The sequence below is a fragment of the Flavobacterium sp. 9 genome (genome assembly GCF_002754195.1).
Lineage (GTDB): Bacteria > Bacteroidota > Bacteroidia > Flavobacteriales > Flavobacteriaceae > Flavobacterium.
Genome location: NZ_PEEU01000001.1, coordinates 959,481 through 981,629, shown reverse-complemented (window position 1 = coordinate 981,629; position 22,149 = coordinate 959,481). Strand labels below are relative to the sequence as shown.

At 32.7% G+C, this 22,149-nt stretch carries 15 protein-coding genes; 3 read left to right on the top strand and 12 right to left on the bottom strand.

Going from position 1 to position 22,149, the window contains the following annotated elements; all coding sequences use genetic code 11:
- Positions 1–51: 51 nt before the first annotated feature.
- From CLU81_RS03430 to bglX, 3 genes are all read right to left on the bottom strand, one after another.
- Positions 52–3,156: a TonB-dependent receptor gene (locus CLU81_RS03430; RefSeq protein ID WP_099708549.1), complete on the bottom strand. Its 3,105-nt coding sequence runs from the start codon at positions 3,154–3,156 to the stop codon at positions 52–54.
- 438 nt (positions 3,157–3,594) lie between these two features.
- On the bottom strand, positions 3,595–7,755 hold the full coding sequence (locus tag CLU81_RS03425) for a two-component regulator propeller domain-containing protein (protein ID WP_099708548.1): 4,161 nt from the start codon (positions 7,753–7,755) through the stop codon (positions 3,595–3,597).
- A 346-nt stretch (positions 7,756–8,101) separates the two neighbouring features.
- Positions 8,102–10,393, bottom strand: a complete 2,292-nt coding sequence (gene bglX, locus CLU81_RS03420) for a beta-glucosidase BglX (RefSeq protein ID WP_099708547.1) — start codon at positions 10,391–10,393, stop codon at positions 8,102–8,104.
- A gap of 401 nt (positions 10,394–10,794) precedes the next feature.
- Between bglX and CLU81_RS03415 the strand changes: the two genes are divergently transcribed.
- A complete protein-coding gene (locus tag CLU81_RS03415; protein WP_099708546.1) occupies positions 10,795–12,342 on the top strand; it encodes an alkaline phosphatase family protein in 1,548 nt (515 codons plus the stop codon).
- A gap of 11 nt (positions 12,343–12,353) precedes the next feature.
- Here CLU81_RS03415 and CLU81_RS03410 read toward each other — a convergent pair whose 3' ends face one another.
- The 7 genes from CLU81_RS03410 to CLU81_RS03380 all read right to left on the bottom strand — a co-directional run bounded on the left by CLU81_RS03410 (position 12,354) and on the right by CLU81_RS03380 (position 17,958).
- Positions 12,354–12,878, bottom strand: coding sequence for a 4'-phosphopantetheinyl transferase superfamily protein (locus tag CLU81_RS03410; protein ID WP_099708545.1), 525 nt, complete (start codon positions 12,876–12,878; stop codon positions 12,354–12,356).
- Positions 12,875–13,129 (bottom strand): acyl carrier protein, encoded by a 255-nt coding sequence (locus tag CLU81_RS03405; RefSeq protein ID WP_099712652.1) that lies wholly within the window; start codon positions 13,127–13,129, stop codon positions 12,875–12,877. The genes CLU81_RS03410 and CLU81_RS03405 overlap by 4 nt, the downstream gene beginning before the upstream one ends.
- Before the next feature lie 4 nt (positions 13,130–13,133).
- Positions 13,134–14,408 carry a beta-ketoacyl synthase gene (locus CLU81_RS03400; RefSeq protein WP_099708544.1) on the bottom strand — a complete coding sequence of 425 codons (1,275 nt, stop codon included), beginning with the start codon at positions 14,406–14,408 and terminating at the stop codon, positions 13,134–13,136.
- Positions 14,405–14,842, bottom strand: coding sequence for a 3-hydroxyacyl-ACP dehydratase FabZ family protein (locus CLU81_RS03395; RefSeq protein ID WP_099708543.1), 438 nt, complete (start codon positions 14,840–14,842; stop codon positions 14,405–14,407). The genes CLU81_RS03400 and CLU81_RS03395 overlap by 4 nt, the downstream gene beginning before the upstream one ends.
- Positions 14,843–15,067: 225 nt before the next feature.
- Positions 15,068–16,120, bottom strand: a complete 1,053-nt coding sequence (locus CLU81_RS03390; RefSeq protein ID WP_099708542.1) for a type III polyketide synthase — start codon at positions 16,118–16,120, stop codon at positions 15,068–15,070.
- Positions 16,117–16,830 carry a methyltransferase domain-containing protein gene (locus CLU81_RS03385; RefSeq protein WP_099708541.1) on the bottom strand — a complete coding sequence of 238 codons (714 nt, stop codon included), beginning with the start codon at positions 16,828–16,830 and terminating at the stop codon, positions 16,117–16,119. Before CLU81_RS03385 ends, CLU81_RS03390 begins: the two co-directional genes overlap by 4 nt.
- The gene (locus tag CLU81_RS03380) at positions 16,831–17,958 is read right to left on the bottom strand and encodes an NAD(P)/FAD-dependent oxidoreductase (RefSeq protein ID WP_099708540.1); all 1,128 of its coding nucleotides are present in this window, start codon (positions 17,956–17,958) and stop codon (positions 16,831–16,833) included.
- A 374-nt stretch (positions 17,959–18,332) separates the two neighbouring features.
- Here CLU81_RS03380 and CLU81_RS03375 point away from each other — a divergent pair, with 374 nt between their 5' ends.
- Positions 18,333–19,616 carry a HAMP domain-containing sensor histidine kinase gene (locus tag CLU81_RS03375; RefSeq protein ID WP_099708539.1) on the top strand — a complete coding sequence of 428 codons (1,284 nt, stop codon included), beginning with the start codon at positions 18,333–18,335 and terminating at the stop codon, positions 19,614–19,616.
- 2 nt (positions 19,617–19,618) lie between these two features.
- Entirely contained in the window at positions 19,619–20,047 is a 429-nt protein-coding gene (locus CLU81_RS03370) for a response regulator (RefSeq protein WP_099708538.1), read from the top strand.
- A 69-nt stretch (positions 20,048–20,116) separates the two neighbouring features.
- On the opposite strand, the gene CLU81_RS03365 is transcribed toward CLU81_RS03370, so the two are convergent.
- Together CLU81_RS03365 and CLU81_RS03360 are read right to left on the bottom strand one after the other, a co-directional pair.
- Entirely contained in the window at positions 20,117–20,830 is a 714-nt protein-coding gene (locus CLU81_RS03365; RefSeq protein WP_099708537.1) for a LytTR family DNA-binding domain-containing protein, read from the bottom strand.
- A gap of 62 nt (positions 20,831–20,892) precedes the next feature.
- Positions 20,893–21,951, bottom strand: coding sequence for a sensor histidine kinase (locus CLU81_RS03360; RefSeq protein ID WP_099708536.1), 1,059 nt, complete (start codon positions 21,949–21,951; stop codon positions 20,893–20,895).
- Positions 21,952–22,149: the final 198 nt, after the last annotated feature.

Sequence of the window (22,149 nt, the reverse complement as noted above, 5' to 3'; positions counted from 1 at the left end):
TTTTATTTTAATGACTATGAATCATTAAGTTAATTGTGTTTTTTATCAATTTTAGAATTCTAAATTTAAACCCATAGAAGTAGTTCTTGGCACTGGATAACGTCCCAGATCAATACCGCTAAGTGTTATATTTTGATCTAAATTTCCTAAAGCAGGATCAAAACCAGAGTATTTTGTCCATGTATATAAGTTTTGGACATTAACATACAATCTAACTTTAGATATAATAGAATTTTTGAATATTTGGCTTGGTAAATCGTAGCTCAAAGACACATTCTGAATTCTTAAATAAGAACCATCTTCAACAAATCTATTCGAGATTCGACCATTTCCATTTGGATCATTCAGCGTAATTCTTGGTTCATTTGTGTTTTCGTTTACGCCCGGTTCAAAAGCATTTATAGCCCTTGTACTCACATTTGCAAATCGATCTCCAAATCCAGGATAAATTCCATCAGTATAATGACGCGTAAAGTTGTAGATTTCGTTGCCTTCACTTCCGGTTAAAACAACAGATAAACTAAGGTTTTTATACTTAAAGTTATTCGTAAATGAATAGGTAAAATCCGGAATTGCGCTTCCTATAGCTTTTTGATCTTTAGCATCAATTTTTCCGTCGCCATTAAGATCTTTAAAACGAATATCTCCAATTCCTGTTCCTGTTTCCTGAATTGGTCCTGCGGCTAATTCTGCAGCATTTTTAAATAATCCGTCCGTAACATATCCGTAAAATTGTCCAACTGGTTGACCTTCTGTAGTTCTGGTAACGTTATACAAGTCAAATTGTACTTTTCCTAATAAAGATTTACCTGCACCTTGAAAACTGGTTAGTTCATTATCGTATTTTGAAAAGATAATTGTACTGTCCCATGTAAAATTTTCTGTTACAATATTTCTGGTATTCAAAGTAAGTTCGATTCCTTTAGTTTCAATTTCACCCGTATTCAAATAATAATTAAGTGCACTTTGATTCGACTCATCATTGATTTGTTTCGTAAGGAAATTAGAAGAATTTTTAATATAATAATCAAAGTCTAATTTTACTCTGTTATTAAGCATTCCTAATTCAAAACCAACATCAAAAGACTTAAGAGATTCCCATTTAATATTTGGATTACCCAAGTTGTCAATTGTTGGAGATACGCCACCAAATGGAGAAGCCGTCAAGGAAAGAATCGTTTGGTATCTGTTTGCCGGAATATTTTGATTTCCAACCGAACCGTAACCAGCTCTAAATTTCAAATAATTTACTGTAGAAGATAAAGGCTCAAAAAACTTTTCGTTACTAACAGTCCAACCCACAGCAAATGAAGGGAAATAACCCCATTTATTATTAGGTCCAAAGTTTGAAGAGGCATCTGCTCTTAAAGACGCCGAAAAAGAATAACGATCAGAAAAGCTATAATTTAATCTCGAAATATAAGAAGTCATAGACCATCTTCCAGAACCATTTCCGTTAACTGCAGTATCAATATCACCAATGTTTAGGTTAGTAAAATCTCTGCTTAAGAATTCACCCGATCTGTAACCGCTCAAATATTCGTATTGACTTTCTTGCGCTTCCTGACCAAGTAAAAAGGTAAAATTGTGTTTCTCATTGAAAGTTTTATTATAAGTCAAATAATTTTTTAAACTCCAATAAAAGCTTTGATCTTGTTGTTTGAATGATTTATTTAAAAGCTCAGACACATTTCCTAAAGTATATTTAGGCGCAAAAGAGCTGCTTTTTGCAAAATTTAAATCATATCCTAATTCCGTTCTAAAAACCAAACCTTTGATAAGAGTGAAATCAGCAAATACATTTCCGTTGATTTTATATCGGTCCGTTTTTGCGTTATTATATTCTGATAAAGCAATTGGATTCGTCGCCTCATTTGCCGAAGAACCTAAACCACTTGTTGGACCTGCAAAAGAACCATCAGCATATCTTACAGGTAATTCTGGAGATTGTCTTAACGTATTCATTACTAAACCACCTCTGTCATCGTTTCTTACTACTTGTTGAGATGATTTACTGATCGACATATTGTTACCAATTTTCAACCATGATTTTACAGTTGAATCGATGTTTAATCGCATCGACATTCTGTTGAAATCTGAATTTAAAACAATACCTTCCTGATCAAAATAATTCAAAGACGTATAATATCTTGTTCCTTCTTTTTCACCTGAAAATGATATTTGGTGGTTGTACATAGTAGCAGTTCTAAAAAGTTCGTCCTGCCAGTTTGTTCCATTTCCTAATAAATCAGGTTTTTGATATTGATACGGAATTGGTTCACCATTCATTTTGAAAATTTTAGCCTGATATGCAGCATATTGTGGCAAGTTCAAAACATCAACTGAATTTGTCACCTGTTGAGTTCCCATATAAGTTTCATAGGAGAAAGTCGATTTTCCTTTTTTTCCTTTTTTAGTTGTAATCAAAACAACACCATTTGCACCATTTGCACCATATATTGCGGTTGATGAAGCATCTTTTAGAATATCAATAGTTTCTATATCTGAAATATTCAATCCCGACAAAGCCGAGTTCTTAGTTTGTCCGTTTCCTCCGCCTAAAGCGCTAAATGAAAATGAATCGTTGTTTTTATCCGCAAAAACCGGAGTTCCGTCAATTACATACAAAGGTTCATTTCCGTTAATAGAAGTAATTCCTCGAATTTGAACCGAAATTCCTCCTCCCGGCGTACCTGAATTTTGAGTCACATTTACCCCTGCAGCTTTACCCACAAGAGCCTGATCGATAGAAGTAAAGGGTTTGTCCTGAATTTCAGAAGCTTTGATAGAAGAAATTGCGCCATTTACATCTTTTCGTTTAGAAGTTCCGTAACCAATCACGACAACTTCATTTAATTTTTCAAGGTCATTAACCATATTGACTTTCATCACTGATTTTGTGTCAGCTGGCAATATCACATTTTTGTAACCGATATAACTAAAGATCAATGTACTTTTTGGATCTACATTGTTTAAGATAAAACCTCCGTCAAAATCGGTGGTTGTTGCATTTTTTGTTCCTTGTACTATTACACCAACACCGGGTAAGCCGAGTCCTCCTGATGTTACTTTTCCTTTAACAGTTTGAGCAAAGAAAAAATTTCCCCACATTAACACTGCTAAACACAATAGTTTTTTTAATGTTCTTTTCTGCATAAAAATTGGTCGATTAAGTTAGTTTAGTTTTTATTGTAAAATATTCAATAGAAGACTCTTTTTGCACATCTAAAATTGGAATGATGAGAAGAGAAAATTTTCTTAAATATTTCTTAACGAAAGTAAAATCTAGAGGAGTCCTATTGTAGAACAGATGAAGCATATTGTGCAACAAATGATGCAAAAAAAGGTGCGAAAACGTTATTATTACTAAAAAGAGACAATTGAGACAGAAAAACAGATACTGAAGTATTGCTAGAAAAAATGCTTAAAAAGTATTGTTTGTATAAAAAAAGGAAATAATATTTTAGAAATATCAATTTTTGTTTCAAATTAGTAAGGATACTTTTTGAAAAAATTGACTTACAAAAAAAAGAGCTCCGATTTTAGTACCGAAGCTCTTTTTTTAATTTAATTGTGTATTTAATGAGGTATTTTTTAACGTTTATTCCCTTGTTCTTTTTCTTGTGTAGGCAAATATCCATATTTAATTTTATAACATTTAGTGAAATAGGAGGGAGAAGTAAAACCTACTTTATAGCTTATTTCGTTGATATTATTATTTCCTTTTTCGATCAGTTGTTTTGCTTTTTCTAAACGTACGTTTCTGATAAATTCATTAACCGAAACGCCTGTTAAAGTTTTTATCTTTCGATACAACTGACTTCTGCTAAGGAAAATTTTAGAAGACAAAAGTTCTACAGTCAATTCAGGTTCGCTAATGTTTTCGTTTATAAAATGCAGAATCTTTTGTATGAAATCATTATCAAGCGAAGTTGTTTTTTCTTTGCCATCTTTAGTGATTCCGCTGTAAAACTTCTTAAACATGATTTGTCTGCTTGTAATAAGCTGCGCTAGACTTGATTTTAAAATATCTAATTCAAATGGTTTACTCAAATACATATCAGCGCCAGAATCGATACCTTCTAATCGGTCTTTTACCATTGCTTTTGCCGAAAGCATTAATAAAGGAATGTGGCTTGTTTTTAAATCACCTTTTATGTTTTTACACAATTGTAAACCGTCCATAACGGGCATAATAACGTCTGTGATTATTAAATCCGGTAATTTCTGAACCGCAAGTTCATAACCTTTCTGACCATTTTCGGCGGCAATAACTTTATATAATTTGCTTAATTCGTGTTTAAGATAATTTCTTAATTCAGGATTATCTTCAACAATTAAAACAGTATATGGTTTTGCAGTTTCAACAACATCAATTTCAACAGTTTGATCCGTTTCATCATCATCGTCAGAAGAATGATTAACCGTTTCAGACAGAAATTTGTTTTTAGCTTTTTCAGTTTTAAAAACCTCGTCGATTATCTCACTTTTCTTATACAAAGATTTACCTAAAGGAAAAGTTACCGTAAATTTTGTGCCTTCTCCAACCTGACTTTCAACATCAATTCTTCCCTTATGAAGCTCAACAAATTCTTTTACAACCTCTAAACCAATTCCCGTACTTCCATAATAATCCTTATTGACATTATTGACCTGATAAAACCTGTCAAATATTCTTTTGAGATCTTTTTTGTGAATTCCGGAACCAGTATCAGTAATTGTTATTGAAAAAGATGGAACTCGATCACCATTAATTAACAATGAATTATCAGTATCTGATTTAGCTATAGAAATGGTAATAGAACCATTATCCGGCGTAAATTTAAAGGCATTTGAAATAATATTAAAGAGTATTTTTTCCAACATTTTAGGATCCAGCCAATCTTCAAGATCGTCAAATTCAGATTCAAAATTAATAGTAATATTTCGGGCAGAAGCTTCTTCGTCAAAATAACCTATAATTCCTTGTGTAAATGCTACGACTTCAATTTTTTTGGCCTGAAGCGAAATTTTATTAAACTCTAATTTATTAAAATCCATAAGCTCATTGATAAGTCGCGAAAGTCTATCCGAACTTTTGTGTACAATTTTTAATTTATTATGAATTTCAGGAGATAGATTTTTACTTCTTAAAATATCTTCCAAGGGATTTATAATCAGTGTCAACGGAGTTCTGAATTCATGCGAAATATTAGTAAAGAATTGCAATTTCTTATTGTTCAATTTCTCCGACTGGATATTTTTTTCTTTTTCTAAAATTATAGCTTGTTTGGCTTTAAAACGATTTTGATAAATTTTATTAAGGTATATAATTAGGAATACTAAAATAGAAGTATATAATAAATAAGCCCAAAAAGTTTTCCACCACGGAGGCAGAATTTTTATTTTTAATTCTAATGGATTATTGCTCCAGGAACCATCTGCATTTGCCGATTTTACTTTAAAAACATAATCACCCGGCGCCAGATTGGTATAAGTTGCCGTTCTGTTATTTCCCACATAATTCCAATCTTTTTCAAAACCTTGAAGATAATAAGCATATTGGTTTTTCTTAGAATAATTATAGTTGATTCCCACATATTCAATCGTAAAAACAGATTGCGTGTAGTTGAGAATAATTTCTTTAGTCTCAGCAATTACTTTGGTTAAGGGCGAAGCATCTTCATTGGGTTTTACAGATTTATTGAATAATTTAAAATCGCTGAAATATAATTTTGGGGCTTTCTCTGTTTTTTTGATCTCGTTAGGATTAAAATAATTTACGCCTTCATAACTGCCAAAATACAACTCTCCATTTCCATCTTTAAAGACAGCATTATTGTTGAAATCATTATCAACAAGACCATCATCTTTAGTAAAATTGGTGCTTTTTTTATTTTTAAAATCAAGTTTTGTTAATCCAGATCCGCCGCTTATCCATAAAGAACCATTGTTGTCAGCAATTATCGCACGAACAGATTTTTCTTTAAAACCTGGAAAATTATTAAAGTTCGAAAATGTCTTATCTTTTTTATTGTAGTTAAATAATCCTTCGCCATCAGTTCCTATCCAAATTGTTTTGTCATTAGATTCATAAATCGATAAAATAGTCTGAATACTATTATACTTCGTTTTATCCTTGAACATCGCATCGCGCATTTTGGTCACTTTAAAATCAGAATCGCCTTTTAAACTGACCTGATATAAACCTAAGATGGTTCCTACCCACAAAACATTATCAGAATCCACAAAAACTTTACGAATAAAAGCATTGTCCAAAGCATTGTCTGTAAATGATTTCGATTCACAATGAACAAAAGTATTGGTCTTATTATCAAAATAATGCAATCCTTTTATGAAAGTTCCAATCCAGATTCGACCTTTTGAATCTTCCGAAAAAGTAAAAATCCTATTCGATTTTAGTCCCGAAGTATTTGCTGTATTATAGTTTATGAATCGGGTAGTGCCATTTTTCAAAAAGTAGATTCCGCGATCCCAGCTTCCTATCCAGATATTTTGTTTGCTGTCTATAAATATCGTCTGAATATCAGCAGCATCCAAACCGGAATAATAGCTTTGATTGTTCTTGTTTACATGAATGTAACTTTTATTACTTAGATTATAAATATCAAGTCCTCCGCCTTCATTACTGATTAACAGATTTCCTTTTTTATCTTTTATAACTGAAGTTACATAGCTGGTTTGTAGTGAATTATCGTTATTTACTTGTGATTCAAGCGAATTAAATTTGTTATTGGGCTTATCAAATACACCAAGTCCTTTATTAAAATACCCAAGCCAAAGACGCTTTTCTTTATCTTCAAATAGTGACCAGACAGAATTCGATTTTAAACTAAAATCATTGTATTTACTGTGCAAATATTTTTGAAGTACTTGCCCTTTATAATTTACAACCAATAATCCGTCATTTTCAGTACCACAAATGATATAATCGTGACTGCTTTCTATAATCGATAAGATTTTGTTTTTGGTAATAGAATAATTTTCAAATTGGTAATTATCAGTTTCAGGTTTAATTTTTATCAGACCGCTTTCAGTCGTTCCCAGCCATATGTATCCAAATTTATCAATAACAAGATTTTCGATATCGTCTAATAAAGGTTCTCTTTTAAATTTATCTTTATAAACCTGCTTTAGTTTTCCGTTTAAATCAAGTTCTAAAAGACCATAACTCGTTCCTAAATAAATAATTCCGTGTTTATTTTTTACCGAAGATTTTATTAGAAAATTAAATTTATCCAAAACCTTTGACGGAATCAGAGAAGCTTTTAAAGTCTTAATATTCAGTTTGAACAATCCAAAACCATACGTTCCTAAGATTAAATTGCCGTTGTTATCCTGAATAATTGTTTTTACGGTAATAGGTTCGTCATAACCTTTTCTGATTACATCTTCAATATTGATTTTGGTAAAATTATCTAAATCCCTGTTGTACAAACATAAACCGTCATCCGTGCCAACCCATAAGTTATTATCAGAGTCAATAAAAGTTGCATAAATAAAGTTACTGTTTATTGAACCGCGCTTTTTATTGTGATCATATCCAAAATAATTTACACCATCATATCGATACAAACCCGTGCCGTTTGTACCTATCCAAATAAAACCATTTTTATCCTGAATAATCGAAGAAATCGCCCTTTTTGAAGTAGTTTCCTGTATACTTCTAAATTGGTAATTATCAAATTTATCTTGAGAAAACAGGCAATTCAGAACTATAAAGTAGCATACAAGAATATATTTAATATTTTTCATTTAATAGTATTATTGATCAATTCCTCCTGAAAATTTCCTTTTATTTTAAGTGTAATAATAACAATATTAATAAAACTAAATAGGAAATAAACTTTTTAAGTGTAAATTTTATCATATTGCCAAAAACCTGAGCCCGATAATTAATTAATCGTACTCAGGTTATTAGGTTGTTTACTTAAGAATAAATCCCGACGCTTCGGAAAATGTCATTGAGTTAAGCTTTTAAAATAAAATCCGTTTTTATCCGCGTTTTCGCTTTAGCGAATCAGTAAAATCAGCGTATAATTTTGACGCGGATAAAACAGATTTACTTCGTAAAGACGCTGATAAAAACGGATTTTTCTAATTATTTTAGTTCAAATTTGCTGGTAAGACCTTCATTAGAATTCCAGCCAACCATGATATTGAATAATCCAGGTTCTACTAAATATTTGCCTTCGTTATCATAAAAACCAAGTTCCTTTTCTGATAACGTAAATTGAATTGTTTTAGTTTCTCCCTTTTTTAAGGCAACAAGTTCAAAACCTTTTAATTCTTTAAGAGGTTTTACAATACTTGCAACAGGATCATTGATGTACAATTGAACGACTTCTTTTCCGTCATAATTTCCTGTGTTTGTAACGTCAACACTCACTTGGATTTTTTCTCCTTTTGCAAAAGCAGTTTTATTTAGTTTAAGATTTTTATAATCGAAAGTTGTATAACTCAATCCAAAACCAAACGGAAATAGAGGAGTTTTTTCTACATCCATATAATGAGACCAAAACACATTTTTGTCACTATCAATTGGTCTTCCTGTACTGTATTTGTTGTAATAAATAGGAACTTGACCTACATTTCTCGGGAAAGACATTGTCAATTTACCACTTGGATTATAATCTCCATATAAAACCTGAGCCACTGCATTTCCAGTCTGAGTTCCTAAATGCCAAGCTTCTACAATTGCCGGAACATTTTGAGCAGCCCACGGAATACTCAAAGGACGACCATTATTTAAAACCAAAACGATATTAGGATTTACCTTGTAGATTTCTTCTAATAATTCCTGTTGAACTCCAGGCAAATTTAAATCAGTTCTGCTTCTTGCTTCTCCACTTTGAAAACCATATTCACCTAAAACCATCACCACAACGTCAGCATTTTTTGCAGCTGTTTTTGCTGCTTCAAAACCACTTTTATCTGTTGTGTTGAAAACTGTTTCGGTTAAGAAAGTAGCTTTCTGCGAAAGCAAATCAGCACCTTTTTCAAAAGTCAGTTGATTGTCTTTGTATTGTTGCATTCCTTCTAAAACTGAAACTGCAGTATTATCATCGGCTGCAATTCTCCAGCTTCCAAGCGGACTATTTTTATCATTTGCCAAAGCTCCAATCAAAGCAATTTTTTGTCCGGATTTCTTCAGCGGAAGCAAATTCTTCTCATTTTTCAATAATACGATTGATTTTTTTGCCATGTCAAGAACTCCGTCGTTATTGGCCTTGCTTCCAACAACTTCTTTTTCACGCTTTTCATCGCAATATCTATAAGGATCATCAAATAAACCCAATTCAAATTTTACACGTAAGATTCTACGAACCGCATCATCAACCAATGATTCTTTTACTTTTCCTTCTTTTACCAGCGCAACTAATTTTGCCACATACAAATACGATTCCATATCCATATCAGAACCTGCAATTACTGCTTTTGCTGTTGCATCATCTTCATCTTTTGCATAACCGTGTGCGATCATTTCGCGAATAGAAGCATAATCCGAAACTACAAAACCATCAAACTTCCATTTTCCTTTTAGAATATCTCTTTGCAAAAATGCATTTCCCGTTGCCGGAACGCCATTTAGTGTATTAAATGAATTCATAAACGTGCGAATTCCCGCTTGTATAGTAGCTTCAAAAGGTGGTAAAACCGAATTATATAATTTAGAATTACTGATATCTACACTATTATATTCTAATCCTGCTTCAACAAAACCATATCCTGCAAAGTGTTTTGCACAAGCTGCAATCGTATTTACTTTAGCCAAATCTGCAACAGTTTCTCCCTGAAAACCTTTTACTCTTGCGTAGCCTATTTTACTTCCTAAATAAGGATCTTCGCCGGCACCTTCCATCACGCGTCCCCAACGTGCATCATTAGAAACATCTACATTAGGCGCAAAAGTCCAGTTAATTCCGGATGCCGAAGCTTCATCTGCCGCAATTGCCGCCGATTTTTTAATAGCTTCCAAATCCCAACTTGAAGCTTCTGCCAACGGAATCGGGCTCAAAGTTTTATAACCATGAATAACGTCAAAACCAATTATCAACGGAATTCCCAAACGAGTTTCTTCTACAGCAATTTTCTGTACGGCGCGAACTTCTTTTACACCTCGAACAGTAAGCATTGATCCAACAAGACCTTTTCGTAAATGTTCGTATTTTAATTCAGCGCTTCCGCCTTTTGGAGCTGGTCCAGTTACATCCCAAAAACCATTGTATTGATTCATTTGTCCAACTTTTTCCTCTAATGTCATTTCTTTCATTAAAAGTGAAATTCGATCTTCAATTGGTTTTTTGGGATCCATATACTTTTTTGTTTGAGCATATCCGTTTCCAAAAACGATTAGCAGTAAAAAGGCATACTTTTTAATTTGTTTTTTCATCATTGTGGTTTTTAGGTTTATTATAGAAGTTATTAAAGTCGGATTTTTAAAGCATTACCATTTTGCAGAATTTTAGGATTGTAAATGTAGTTTTAGAGTAGTAATGATAGTAGAACATTTGAAGCATTATGTATGACAAATGATGCATATGGCACCTTTGCTATCAATAAAACAGATTGATTTCTGCTGAATATTTTGGTTTCTATCCTGTTAAAAAAACTTGTTTTAGGGTTCTTTTATTCAGTAATATTTTAGATAACGATAATCATTAATTTATCAATAAATAACATTTTGTTACCAGTATTTAAAGTGTTTTTTGTAAAACACGTAGAACTACGTGTACAACTTTGATTATAATTGTATTAATTTACTTATATATTGTAACGCAAAAATAGTTGAAAATGGAAAATCAAAACCAATTTGACGGTCTGGAAACTTTCGATCATATCGTAGTTCTTATGCTTGAAAACCGTTCTTTCGATAATTTATTAGGTTATCTCTATAAGAACGATGAGATAACGCCTGAAAAGTCTTTCGATGGACTTTATAATCCGAATGTTGATTATGCAAATCCTATTCCTAAAAGAGCTAGCAAAGATCCCGGTAAAACGAGTATCTCTCCTTCGCGTGCAGTTAATTATTCGGTGCCGTATCCAGATCCCGGTGAAGAATATCCGCATGTTAATACACAGCTTTTTAATACTATAATCCCAGACTACAATATTGGTGAGTCTGATTATAGAATGATAAAACCTTATAATTTGTCTCCTTCTGCAGGTACGCCTGTTATGAATGGTTTTGTCAACGATTATGAAAGTAATCTAAGGTCAACCTACAATATTGTTCAACCAACATACGAACAGTATGAGGTAATCATGCAGTGTTTTGAGCCAGATCAGATTCCAGCAATGGCAACTTTAGCAAAAGAATTTGCAGTTTTTGATCATTGGTATTGTTCAGTGCCAAGTCAGACTTATTGCAATCGGGCGTTCTGGCATGCCGCAAGTTCGGGAGGCAAAGTGATTAATCCGCTTGGTGAAGATGGAACGGGTTTTTCCGGCATTGATGGTGATTTGAGTGGTATGGATTCCTGGATAAAAGAAGTTTGGTCACTGCCAACTATTTTTGATCGAATGAACGATAATAATGTTTCCTGGAAAGTCTATTCGCCTATTGCACCTCTGAGTCTCACTTATATTGTCAACGGGACCGGAGAAGGAGAAGACAATACGCATGGACATCTTGATTTTTTCTTCGATTTAGAATTCGGAACGTTGCCAAAATATTCGTTTGTAGAACCTCAGTTTCTTCATAAGCATAACGATCAGCATCCATCGGCAGTGCATCATAAATTAGCTACTGGTACAGTAAAATTAGGAGATGAACTAATCCGAGAAGTGTATAATGCCATAAAAAACAGCCCAAAAAGAGACAAAATACTTTTTATTATCACTCATGATGAACATGGAGGCTGTTATGATCATGTTCCTCCGCCAAAAACGGTTCCGCCAGTTGCCGGGATGAAAGGTCAATGTGATTTTACCTTTGATCGCCTGGGAGTTCGCGTTCCTATGATAATGGTATCTTCTTATATTCAGCCACGGACGATAATCAACGGGCAGTTTGAGCAAACTTCATTCGTAAAAACGGTTTGCCAAAAATGGGGATTAGACCCGCTAACCGAGAGAGATGAAGATCCTGCTGTTTTGCCATTTACGGAAGTTTTTTCCAATCAGAAAAGAACAGATTGGCCTGATATTCCATCAGAAATGAGCTTAAAGGAATTACTTCCTGAACCCGACACAAGTGGTGATCCCTTAAACGGGTTACAGAAGGCTATGTTAACCAGTTTGTTGCACATCGAAAAAATGAAAGCTCTTGGGAATACCCAAAAAGAAGAAATACAAACAATTGGCGACATGATGGAATTTATAAAAAGATTTCAATGATACCAGCTGCGCTATGATTCAGCCACAAATTTTTTGAAATCTAATGTTACCACTTTTTCAAACCTGCCGTGATGACTAATAGATACATCCTGAAATGTATTAGATAAAAAACTATATAAGTACGGAATACCATTATTGTCTTTAATAATGCCCTTGTTTTCGATTTCAATTACATTTTCTAAGTTGTATAATGAGTTAACTGCTAAAGTATGGATACTTTCGTGTGAGAGAATTGTTTTTGTATAATAGACATTTTGGGCACAATTCACTTTTCCAATAATGCAATTGCTCTCTTGTGATATTAGAGAACAATCTAGCTTTTTAGGAATATATTCTCTTTGTTTTGTTTGCCGATTATAAATTTTATAAGCTGCCTCTTTCATGCTCCAAAATAACCAGACCATGATTTCAGGATCTGTTGCATTTGAAATCATTAATTGCTCGTTAACAGTAAAGAGTTTTTGTATGAAACCTTTGCGCTGCCAATTGCTTTCACGACGTGATTGTATGATATCTATGACATCATTACCAATCATTTTTCTGCTAGTTTAGCTGCTATAATTTCTACAGCGGTTTTAACGTCAAGCATACGTTCCATGTCTGTATTGTCAATTATGATATTAAAAGTTTCTTCGATATCAAGTACAATATCTACCAGATTAGCCGAATTAATACTAAGATCATTAATGAAATCGGTATTTTCTGTAAGGTTATCGTAAGCTTCGGTATTTGTTGTGTACGGCTTTATAATTACTTTTAATTGAGCTATAAGTTCTTCTTTGTTCATAGGATTATTTTTGAAATTTTTTAAAGATAATACAGGCATTTACATCACCAAATCCAAAACTTGCTTTGGCAATTATAGTAGGGTTAATGTTTATTGTTTTTAAAGGAACTTTTGATGAATCAATAAGTGCATTAATTTCCGGATGAAGATCTTCGCAATTGATATTTCCAAATACAAAACCTTCATGAAGTTGTAGAACTGCAGCAATACTTTCTACACTTCCGGCAGCACTAAGGCAATGTCCCGTCATGCTTTTTAAAGAGTTGATATATGGAAAATTAGTGCCGTTCCTTCCTAATGCTTTCGTCCAGTTTTCAATTTCAAGACTATCTTTTGTAGTCGCAGTAAGATGACCGTTTATGGCATCAATATCATTTGCTGAAATACCGGAATTATGAATAGCACTGGTAATACATTTTTGTACAGCAATACTATTTGGTGCCGTCATACTTCCGTTTCCGCGTTGTCCGCCGGAGTTTACATTTCCGCCTAATATTTCGGCATAAATGGTAGCACCTCTTTCCAGAGCAGTTTCTAAATCTTCTATCACCAATGCTCCGGCACCACTGCCGGGTACAAATCCTGCAGCAGAGGCACTCATTGGGCGGGATCCTCGTTCAGGACTATCATTATAGTTAGAACTGCAAACACGCAAAGCATCAAATCCGCCCCAAATATAAGGGCCGCTATCGCCAGTGCTTCCAGCCAGTACTCGTTTTACTTGCCCGGATTGTATGCGATCATAAGCCATTAAAATTGCTTCTGTACCAGTTGCACAGGCTGATGAATTTGTGGTAACCTGATTCCCGAGTCCTAATTTTCCACCAAGATAAGCGCTTACACCACTGTTCATTGTTTGTGCAACGACAGTGCTGCCAAGTCTTCGGACTTGTAATTCGTCGATTTTATAAATGCTTTCACGAAATTTATCGATTCCTGATGTGCCAGATCCAAAAATAGTTCCACTGTCCCAATCAGGATCTTCATTGTTTTCTATCGACAATCCTGCATTTTTCCAGGCTTCTATGCCCGCGATAACGCCATATAAAATACCAGTACTACTAAAACCTCTTAGTTCAAGTTCTGTAAAATATTCCAATTTAAGTTCGTCTGATATTTGTGGCTGACCAGCGATCTGACATGAAAATTGTAATTCCTGCAATTGCGCATCATGACGAATACCGGAGATTCCGTTTTTTATAGAATGAGTAAATGCAGTAATTCCGACTCCATTGGGAGCCACTACGCCTAATCCTGTTATTACAACTCTTTTGTTCATAGTTTCTTAGTAATCATACCAGCCAAAATACCTTTACAGACTTCCTGTCCAGCTTCGTTTTTCATAATTACATCGCATTTCAATTTTCCAAATCTAAAAAATGATTTCTGAGAAGTTACTGTTACTTTTTCGTTTGGATATACGGGCTTTAAAAATTGCATATCCGCTGAGGTAAATGCGATTACAGTCTCTTTATTAAAATCATCTCCGAGTAAATAGATGCCCAGGCAAACCATACCAATCTGAGCCATGGTTTCGGTTAAAATTACACCCGGAGTTACAGGATTATCTTTAAAATGACCTTTATAAAAATCAAGATCTTCCTTAAAAGTATAGGTTCCGGTAACACTATTTTCATCTACATGCAATAATTCGTCTACAAACAAAAAAGGCTTTGTATAAGGTAGCTTTGCTATAATATTTTTTAAAGTCATAATTTGTTTCGTTTAATAAGTTGATGTCTAATCGAACGCGGATAAAACGGATTTACTTCGTAAAGACGCGGATAAAAACGGATTTTAAATAATTTCAAACCATTGAAAATTTATTTTAATTAAGAAAAAAATCTGTTTTTATCAGCGTTTTCGCTTTTGCGAATCAGTAAAATCTGCGTCTAATTTTAGATACAATAATCAAATTCAATAGAATTATCGACTTACTTACCACTGTAATAAAACTCTTTGCGCCGAAAATCCCGGACCAAAACTTAGCATTAATCCTTTTTCTCCCGACTTTGGGTTTCCGTCCATAATTCTTTCTAAAACATACAAAACTGTAGCACTCGACATATTGCCATATTGTTTGAGAACTTCCTTAGTGTCGTCAATATTTTTTCCTAATCCTGCGAAAAGTGATTCTACGGTTGTAACTATTTTTTTTCCACCAGGATGAAAAATCATATGATCTATATTATTAATCCCTAAATTGTTTTTTTGTAAAAAAGGATGAATAATATCTTCAAAATGCGATGCAATAGTTTCCGGAACTTCAATATCCAATACCATTTGTAAACCGGTATTGGTGAGTTTAAATCCCATCATATGTTCAGCATCATAAAAATGATACATTTGTTCGTCCAGTATTTCGGGGCCATTATCTTCTTCGTACGATGATAAAAGACAACAGGCAGCACCATCGCCAAAAATAGCTGCGCTTACAATGTTTGGCATCGAAAAATCATTCAACTGAAATGTTGCTGTAGGCGATTCAATTGCTATTACTGCAGCACGTTTTCCGGGATTAGCTTTAAGAAAGTTTTTAGCATATATTATGCCCGATATTCCAGCAGCACAACCCATTTCGGTCACAGGAAGGCGTACGATATCTTGTCTTAATTTCATTTTATTGATAAGATAAGCGTCTAATGATGGTATCATAATCCCTGTACAACTTACCGTGATAATATAATCAAGAGTTTGCGGATCCCAGTTTGCTTTAGTTAATGCTTTCTCTAAGACTTGTTCGCCCAGAATGATTACTTCCCGACTATAAATATCGTTTTTGTCTTCAAATGAAGTTGCAGTAAAAACTTCGGCAGGATCCATGATAGAATACCGTTTGTCTACAGCAGCGCCTTCGAATATTTTTTTTACTTTTTTGATAAAGCGTTCGTCTTGTCCGTGCAGCCATCCTTCCAACATTGGAATTATGTCTGCCGTTGTACGCGAATATTTTGGTAGTTGCTTGGCAACAGTTATAATTTTTACACTCATGTTTTAGCGATTATCCATTGATAACGAAAAGCCCATTTCCAGTTTATGGTATAGTTTTTAAAATTTACTTTATTTGAAAAGCTTTCTAATTCGTTTTTCTTAAACCCTCTCAAAATAGATACAAGTCCATCTTGGCGCGACATTCTGTTTAGATTAAAAATAATACCAATCATTTTAAAAAGTCGATAGGCTAATTTACTTCGATGCAAATCGTTAACAATAATGCCAACTTCGGCATTGTTATTAAAGATAGTGATTATATTTAATATTTGTTCATTGGTAAAATGGTGTAGGGTAAGAGTGCATAAAACAATATCATATTTTAGAGATGTAAACGCATCGCTAAAAATATCCACACATATATATTCGATATTTGGATATTTAACGGAGAGTGTTTTAGCATAATTTATCGTAAAGGCATTTGCATCTATACCTATAAGTTTAAAATGAAGATTGTTTTTTTGACCGTATTTCGCCAACATACGCAGCATATCTCCATTGCCACAACCTATATCTGCAATTACTATTGTTTTATGAGTATCAGATTTCTTTAATAATGTTTTTATGCCATGAAGTGTAAGTTTGTTGCCTCCTAATAATTGATTAATAGTGGCGATTTTGTCTAATGCATTTTTGAGCTCTTTCCCATGAAGGGAAAAATCATCCATTATCTCAGTTTCTTCTGTTCTGAATTTAGTGCTTATTCCCATTTAATTGATTGCTATAGGTTTGCCGTGAGTCTGTTTAATTATTGCGGGCATTAATCCCGGAAAAGATGCCACGATTGCAAAGAGTACATTAGTAATGGTTTTATTGGTTAAGATTTTTGCGAGGATTCTGCCCATAAATAATCTTTTACCAAAATGTTTATTCCATTGATTTCTATAAGTTCTTTCTAATAATTCGCGTGACATTAGTTTGCCTGAATAATAATCGATTATTAATTCTGATGCTATTTTTGCACTGTGAATTGCCATAGCCATTCCGTTGCCACAAAGCGGATGAATAAGTCCGGCAGTATCACCAATCATTAACAAATGGTTTTCTACTGGTTGTTTTTTATCAAAAGAGATTTGGCTTATGGTGATTGGTTTATCAAAAAGAAGTTTACTGTTTTCAAAAACAGATTTTAAATGTTTGTTTTTATAGAGGATATTCTGTTGATAATCTTCTATGTTTTTATATTGTTTAAAAGTAGCATAATCGGCAAGATAACAAATGTTTATAATGTTGTTCTCTACTTTAGAAACACCACAATAACCTCCTTTAAAGTTATGCAAAGCAACTAGATCATTATCTATATCACCAGAATAATGCGCCTTAACAGCCAGCCAAGGTGATTTTTTATGGATAAAATCCCGGGCTAAAACCTGATCAATATTGGATCGTTTGCCAAAAGCACCCAATACTATTTTAGCCGATAAAATTTGGCTTGGCGTTGTAATGGTAAAGACATCATTGCTAAAAGAAACATCAGTAACATTCTCTTTAATAATAGTACAATTGTTTGCCAGTGCCTTTTGGTATAAAAAATTGTCAAGTGTATATCGGCTAATGCCAAAGCCTCCTAACGGAAGTTTTGCAACTGCAGCTTTTCCATTGCTTGATGTAAACTCGAACTTAGAGATATGAGTAGGATTCAGCTCCGAAACATCTGCGCCAAGCCATTGCAAATAGGGGAGAATCTCGTTAGAAATATACTCTCCACAGACTTTATGCTTTGGATAGTGTGATTTCTCGATTAGAATTACTTTTAATCCGTTTTGAGATAGATGTATAGCTGCTGCCAATCCGGCAAGTCCTCCACCAATAACTATTACATCCGGATTTGTTTCCATTTCAGGAAGTTAGATATAAAATTTTGGATATGCAAACAAAAATATGTCTTAGCTTTTGTAATAAAAAATATAGTAACTCCAGTTATGCAAAGTCCATTATCGGCTATAGACTATGTTTTAAACTTAAATTTTAAAAACTAGCATCTGGAAAATCTTATAATTTATTTATGTGGATTATCTTAATAAAAATTTGTCATTATGTTATTTTTTACATAATTTGGTAAAGACTTTGTTAGTGATTTTTCTTATAACCTAAATTTTCATTAAACTTAAAGCCAAAGTTTTTGCAATTCCTCAATTACCAATATGAGGCTATGTTTCTTATGACCTACAATTAAAAGAAAAATAAAATAACAATCCCAAATTGAAAAAAAATGAGCCCAGAAATTGAAGAATACGAGCAATCTAAGCATATTCAGGATTTTCTTTTTATAATTAAACAAAAATCGGATCACTTAATTAACTATTTCCTGATCAGTTTTTTTATTGTTGGTTTGCTTCTTGCTTTTTATTATGATACATGGCAAATCGGAATAGGCGTTGGAGGTTTATTACTGATTGCATATTACTCCACAAAATTGAGCCTGCCTAAATCAAATTTGTACCAATATGTACTTAGTGTTGTATTGGGGATTTTCATGGCACAATTTATTTATCAGATGCATGGGATGTTCGAGATGCATTTTATGGCATTCATTGCAAGTGCAATACTTATTACTTATCAAAACTGGAAATTGCAAATACCACTTATGCTGGTTGTTACAATTCATCATGCATTGTTTGGTTATTTTCAATACATTGGTTTTGATAATATTTATTTTTCTCAGTTAGATTATATGTCTCTGCAGACATTTATAATTCATATGATACTTGCAGGTGTTATTTTTTCTATTTGCGGATTATGGGCTTATCAATTTAAAAAATATAGCGAGGCACATATAGAACTCATTTTTAATAAACGCGAAACTGAAAATAAGGAATTAAGAACTGCCAATTATGAATTGGATCGTTTTGTTTATAGTACATCTCATGATTTACGTGCGCCATTGAATTCAATGCTTGGTCTTATCGAAATTGCCAAAGATGATACTAACGAAGAATTGACACTTGAGCATCTTAAAATGCTAAATACGAGCGCAAAAAAACTCGATAGTTTTATTTGTGATATTCTTGATTACTCGAGAAATTCTCGCATGGAAGTCCAAATGGAACAGATTAATTTTGCTGAACTTTTGAAAGATGTGACACAGAATTTAAAATTCATAGGTAACAACAACAGAACAGTTGAATTTAAAATTGAAATAACTGGTGAAACTTCGATTTCCTCAGATAAAAATCGTCTTATTACCATTTTTAGCAATCTTATTTCAAATGCTATTCGATATCAAAATCCCAAGATTCCAAACCCTTTTGTCAGTATTAAAGTAGATACATCTCAAACTGAAATTAATATTGAGATTCAGGACAATGGTATAGGAATCGATAAAGAATCGCAGACGAAAATATTTAATATGTTTTATCGTGTATCGCACGAATCTGTTGGTTCAGGACTGGGTTTATATATTGTAAAAGAAGCCGTTAATAAACTCAATGGAGAAATAAAAGTTCAATCTGAAAAAGGTACAGGTACTACCTTTTTAATTAAAATCCCAAATTAATCATGGATCAGGAAAATATACAACCAACTTTTAAAAAAATTCTGGTGATAGACGATAATCCTACAGATCGTTATATTGCAAAACGAATGGCTGAAAAATATCATTTTGCCGAAGAAATAATTCTGCAGGAATCTGCTATTGAAGCTCTCGAATATATTAGATCATTAGAAGATACACCCAATTTACTTCCGCAGTTTATTTTTTTAGATATCAATATGCCTGGAATGAATGGATATGAATTCCTTGAAGAATACAAAAAACTTTCAGAGATTGTAAGAACAAAATGTATCATTTTAATGATTACGACATCTATACATCCGGATGATTTTTTGCGTGCGGATAATAATCCTTTTGTATTTCGATTTCTTAACAAACCACTCGATAGAGAAAAATTTCGATTCATTGAGGATGAATTTTCATTGAAAAAATAATACTTCTATAGATGTATTTATTTATCAGATGATAAAGATTCCAAATAATGAAATTTAAAAAGATCTTTTTTAATTTGAAGAATTTAAAATTCGTTGTTTTACATGCTCCATATACGATCTGCCAATTACGTATCTAAGGCCTTCAATTTCAATGCTATTTCCTTCAATAGCGTCAATCTTATCAATGGCTACGGTATATGATCTATGGATTCTTAAAAAATTTCTTTCGGGTAGTAAATCCGTAAAGTCTGATAATGTGCTGTATATAATGTATTTGCCGGTTAAAGTGCTTATTTTTAAGTAATCTTTTAGACTTTCTATGACCAGAATTTCATTTAAGAAAATCTTCTTCATTCTTTTCTTGTCAATTTTTATAAAAATAAAAGGATTTTCTGTATTGCTTTCCTGAGGTGTATTGGTTTTATTTTCAAGCCTTTTACTTGCTTTATTCAGCGCCTTCATCAGTCTCGGAAATTCAATAGGTTTTACCAGATAATCTAAAACATCTAATTCGTAAGTTTCTATTGCAAATTCGCTGTTTGCGCTGGTAATAATAAATAACGGCGGATTTTCGAGACTTTTTATAAAATTAATGCCGTCAAGAACAGGCATGTTAATGTCCAGAAAAACGACATCGACCTTGTTGTTTTTTAAAAAATTTAAGCCTTCTATTGGATTCGTAAAAGTGTTTATTACCTCAAAATTTTCAATTGACTCTAAATAATTTTTAATAACATTGATTGCCAGTGGCTCGTCATCGATAATCAAACAATTTATTTTCATTTTGTAATTATTATTTTTTGAGCGAAATAATTCTGTAGTAAATTAAAAAAAGATAAGTCATATTAAGAGACTTTAATCACAAGCTTAACCACAAAAATATTCTTTTTATTCTTAAAAGAAAGATTGTAGTCATTTTTATTATAATCTAACTCAAGTCTTTTCTTTACATTTTCTATACCTATGCCACTTGACTTGTTAAAATTGTCTTTATGGTGAGTAATTTCCGGTGTTGGGTTTGAAACCGTAAAATGAAGAAAATTATCTTTTACTTTAAAGTTAATATTAACAATTACTTTTCCGGTGTTTTTGTTTACGCCATGTTTAAATGCATTTTCAATAAACGTGAGTAATATTATAGGAGAAATTTCTTTATCATGAATATCTCCTGAAATAGACATGTTTACTTCTAGTCGATCATCATTTCTGATTCTCTCCAGATCAAGATAATTCTCAATGCAGAGTATTTCGTTTTCTAAAGTTTGCTTTTTGTTTTTTGTTTCATAAAGCATGTAACGTATTAGTTCCGATAGTTTTAGTACAACTTTTGGGGTTTTGTTTGATTTTTCTACAGATAAAGAGTAAATATTATTAAGCGTATTAAAGAGAAAATGAGGAGAAATTTGAGATTTTAAGAATAGTAATTCAGTTTCTAATTGAGATTTTTCGAGATCGGCTACTCGTTTTTGCTCTTTCAGAAAATCTAAAGTTATTTTAATTGCAGTAACAAAAGTGATAACATAAAGCTCACCAATCATCATATCTATGGTGTAGTTTAGTGTTAGTTTATCGATGGTTTTAGGTCCTTCAGGCCAAACATCATGACTTATCAATAAGTAAGTTAGGTTAAATTTAACGATCACCATTATAAAAATCGAGGACAAAACGGCAAGTATATATAGAAGGTATTTTTTGCGATAAACCAGATAAGGCATAAACACTAAAATATTCAAATAACATAATGTCATATGAATCGGAAAACCCAATAAATTAGTTTTCAATGAATAGCCATAATTATTAAAATAAATTCCCCAGCGAAGTGTGTTGAATAAAAAGTATGTAAGCCAAAAAAAGATATGATAATGTAATGGAACGCGATAAAGTTTGCCAGAATTGAAATTCATAATAATAGTATTTTTTGTGACTTTTTTTGGTGTTTATCTTAGTTTATATGTCGTCTGTCTAAATTAGTTTTAATAAAAATCAAATTTGTTTATGTTTAAAGCTAAATTAAGATTGTTTTATGGGGAGAATTTCAGCTTTTTTATTTCACTGCCAATTCTGATTGCAAGTTGTAAAATAAAAAGGTATGAAAATAATAG

Excerpts from the sequence above, each read along its gene's own strand:
- CLU81_RS03430 (WP_099708549.1), bottom strand. The coding sequence starts at position 3,156 with ATGCAGAAAAGAACATTAAAAAAACTATTGTGTTTAGCAGTGTTAATG.
- CLU81_RS03425 (WP_099708548.1), bottom strand. The coding sequence starts at position 7,755 with ATGAAAAATATTAAATATATTCTTGTATGCTACTTTATAGTTCTGAAT.
- bglX (WP_099708547.1), bottom strand. The coding sequence starts at position 10,393 with ATGAAAAAACAAATTAAAAAGTATGCCTTTTTACTGCTAATCGTTTTT.
- CLU81_RS03415 (WP_099708546.1), top strand. The coding sequence starts at position 10,795 with ATGGAAAATCAAAACCAATTTGACGGTCTGGAAACTTTCGATCATATC.
- CLU81_RS03410 (WP_099708545.1), bottom strand. The coding sequence starts at position 12,878 with ATGATTGGTAATGATGTCATAGATATCATACAATCACGTCGTGAAAGC.
- CLU81_RS03405 (WP_099712652.1), bottom strand. The coding sequence starts at position 13,129 with ATGAACAAAGAAGAACTTATAGCTCAATTAAAAGTAATTATAAAGCCG.
- CLU81_RS03400 (WP_099708544.1), bottom strand. The coding sequence starts at position 14,408 with ATGAACAAAAGAGTTGTAATAACAGGATTAGGCGTAGTGGCTCCCAAT.
- CLU81_RS03395 (WP_099708543.1), bottom strand. The coding sequence starts at position 14,842 with ATGACTTTAAAAAATATTATAGCAAAGCTACCTTATACAAAGCCTTTT.
- CLU81_RS03390 (WP_099708542.1), bottom strand. The coding sequence starts at position 16,120 with ATGAGTGTAAAAATTATAACTGTTGCCAAGCAACTACCAAAATATTCG.
- CLU81_RS03385 (WP_099708541.1), bottom strand. The coding sequence starts at position 16,830 with ATGGGAATAAGCACTAAATTCAGAACAGAAGAAACTGAGATAATGGAT.
- CLU81_RS03380 (WP_099708540.1), bottom strand. The coding sequence starts at position 17,958 with ATGGAAACAAATCCGGATGTAATAGTTATTGGTGGAGGACTTGCCGGA.
- CLU81_RS03375 (WP_099708539.1), top strand. The coding sequence starts at position 18,333 with ATGAGCCCAGAAATTGAAGAATACGAGCAATCTAAGCATATTCAGGAT.
- CLU81_RS03370 (WP_099708538.1), top strand. The coding sequence starts at position 19,619 with ATGGATCAGGAAAATATACAACCAACTTTTAAAAAAATTCTGGTGATA.
- CLU81_RS03365 (WP_099708537.1), bottom strand. The coding sequence starts at position 20,830 with ATGAAAATAAATTGTTTGATTATCGATGACGAGCCACTGGCAATCAAT.
- CLU81_RS03360 (WP_099708536.1), bottom strand. The coding sequence starts at position 21,951 with ATGAATTTCAATTCTGGCAAACTTTATCGCGTTCCATTACATTATCAT.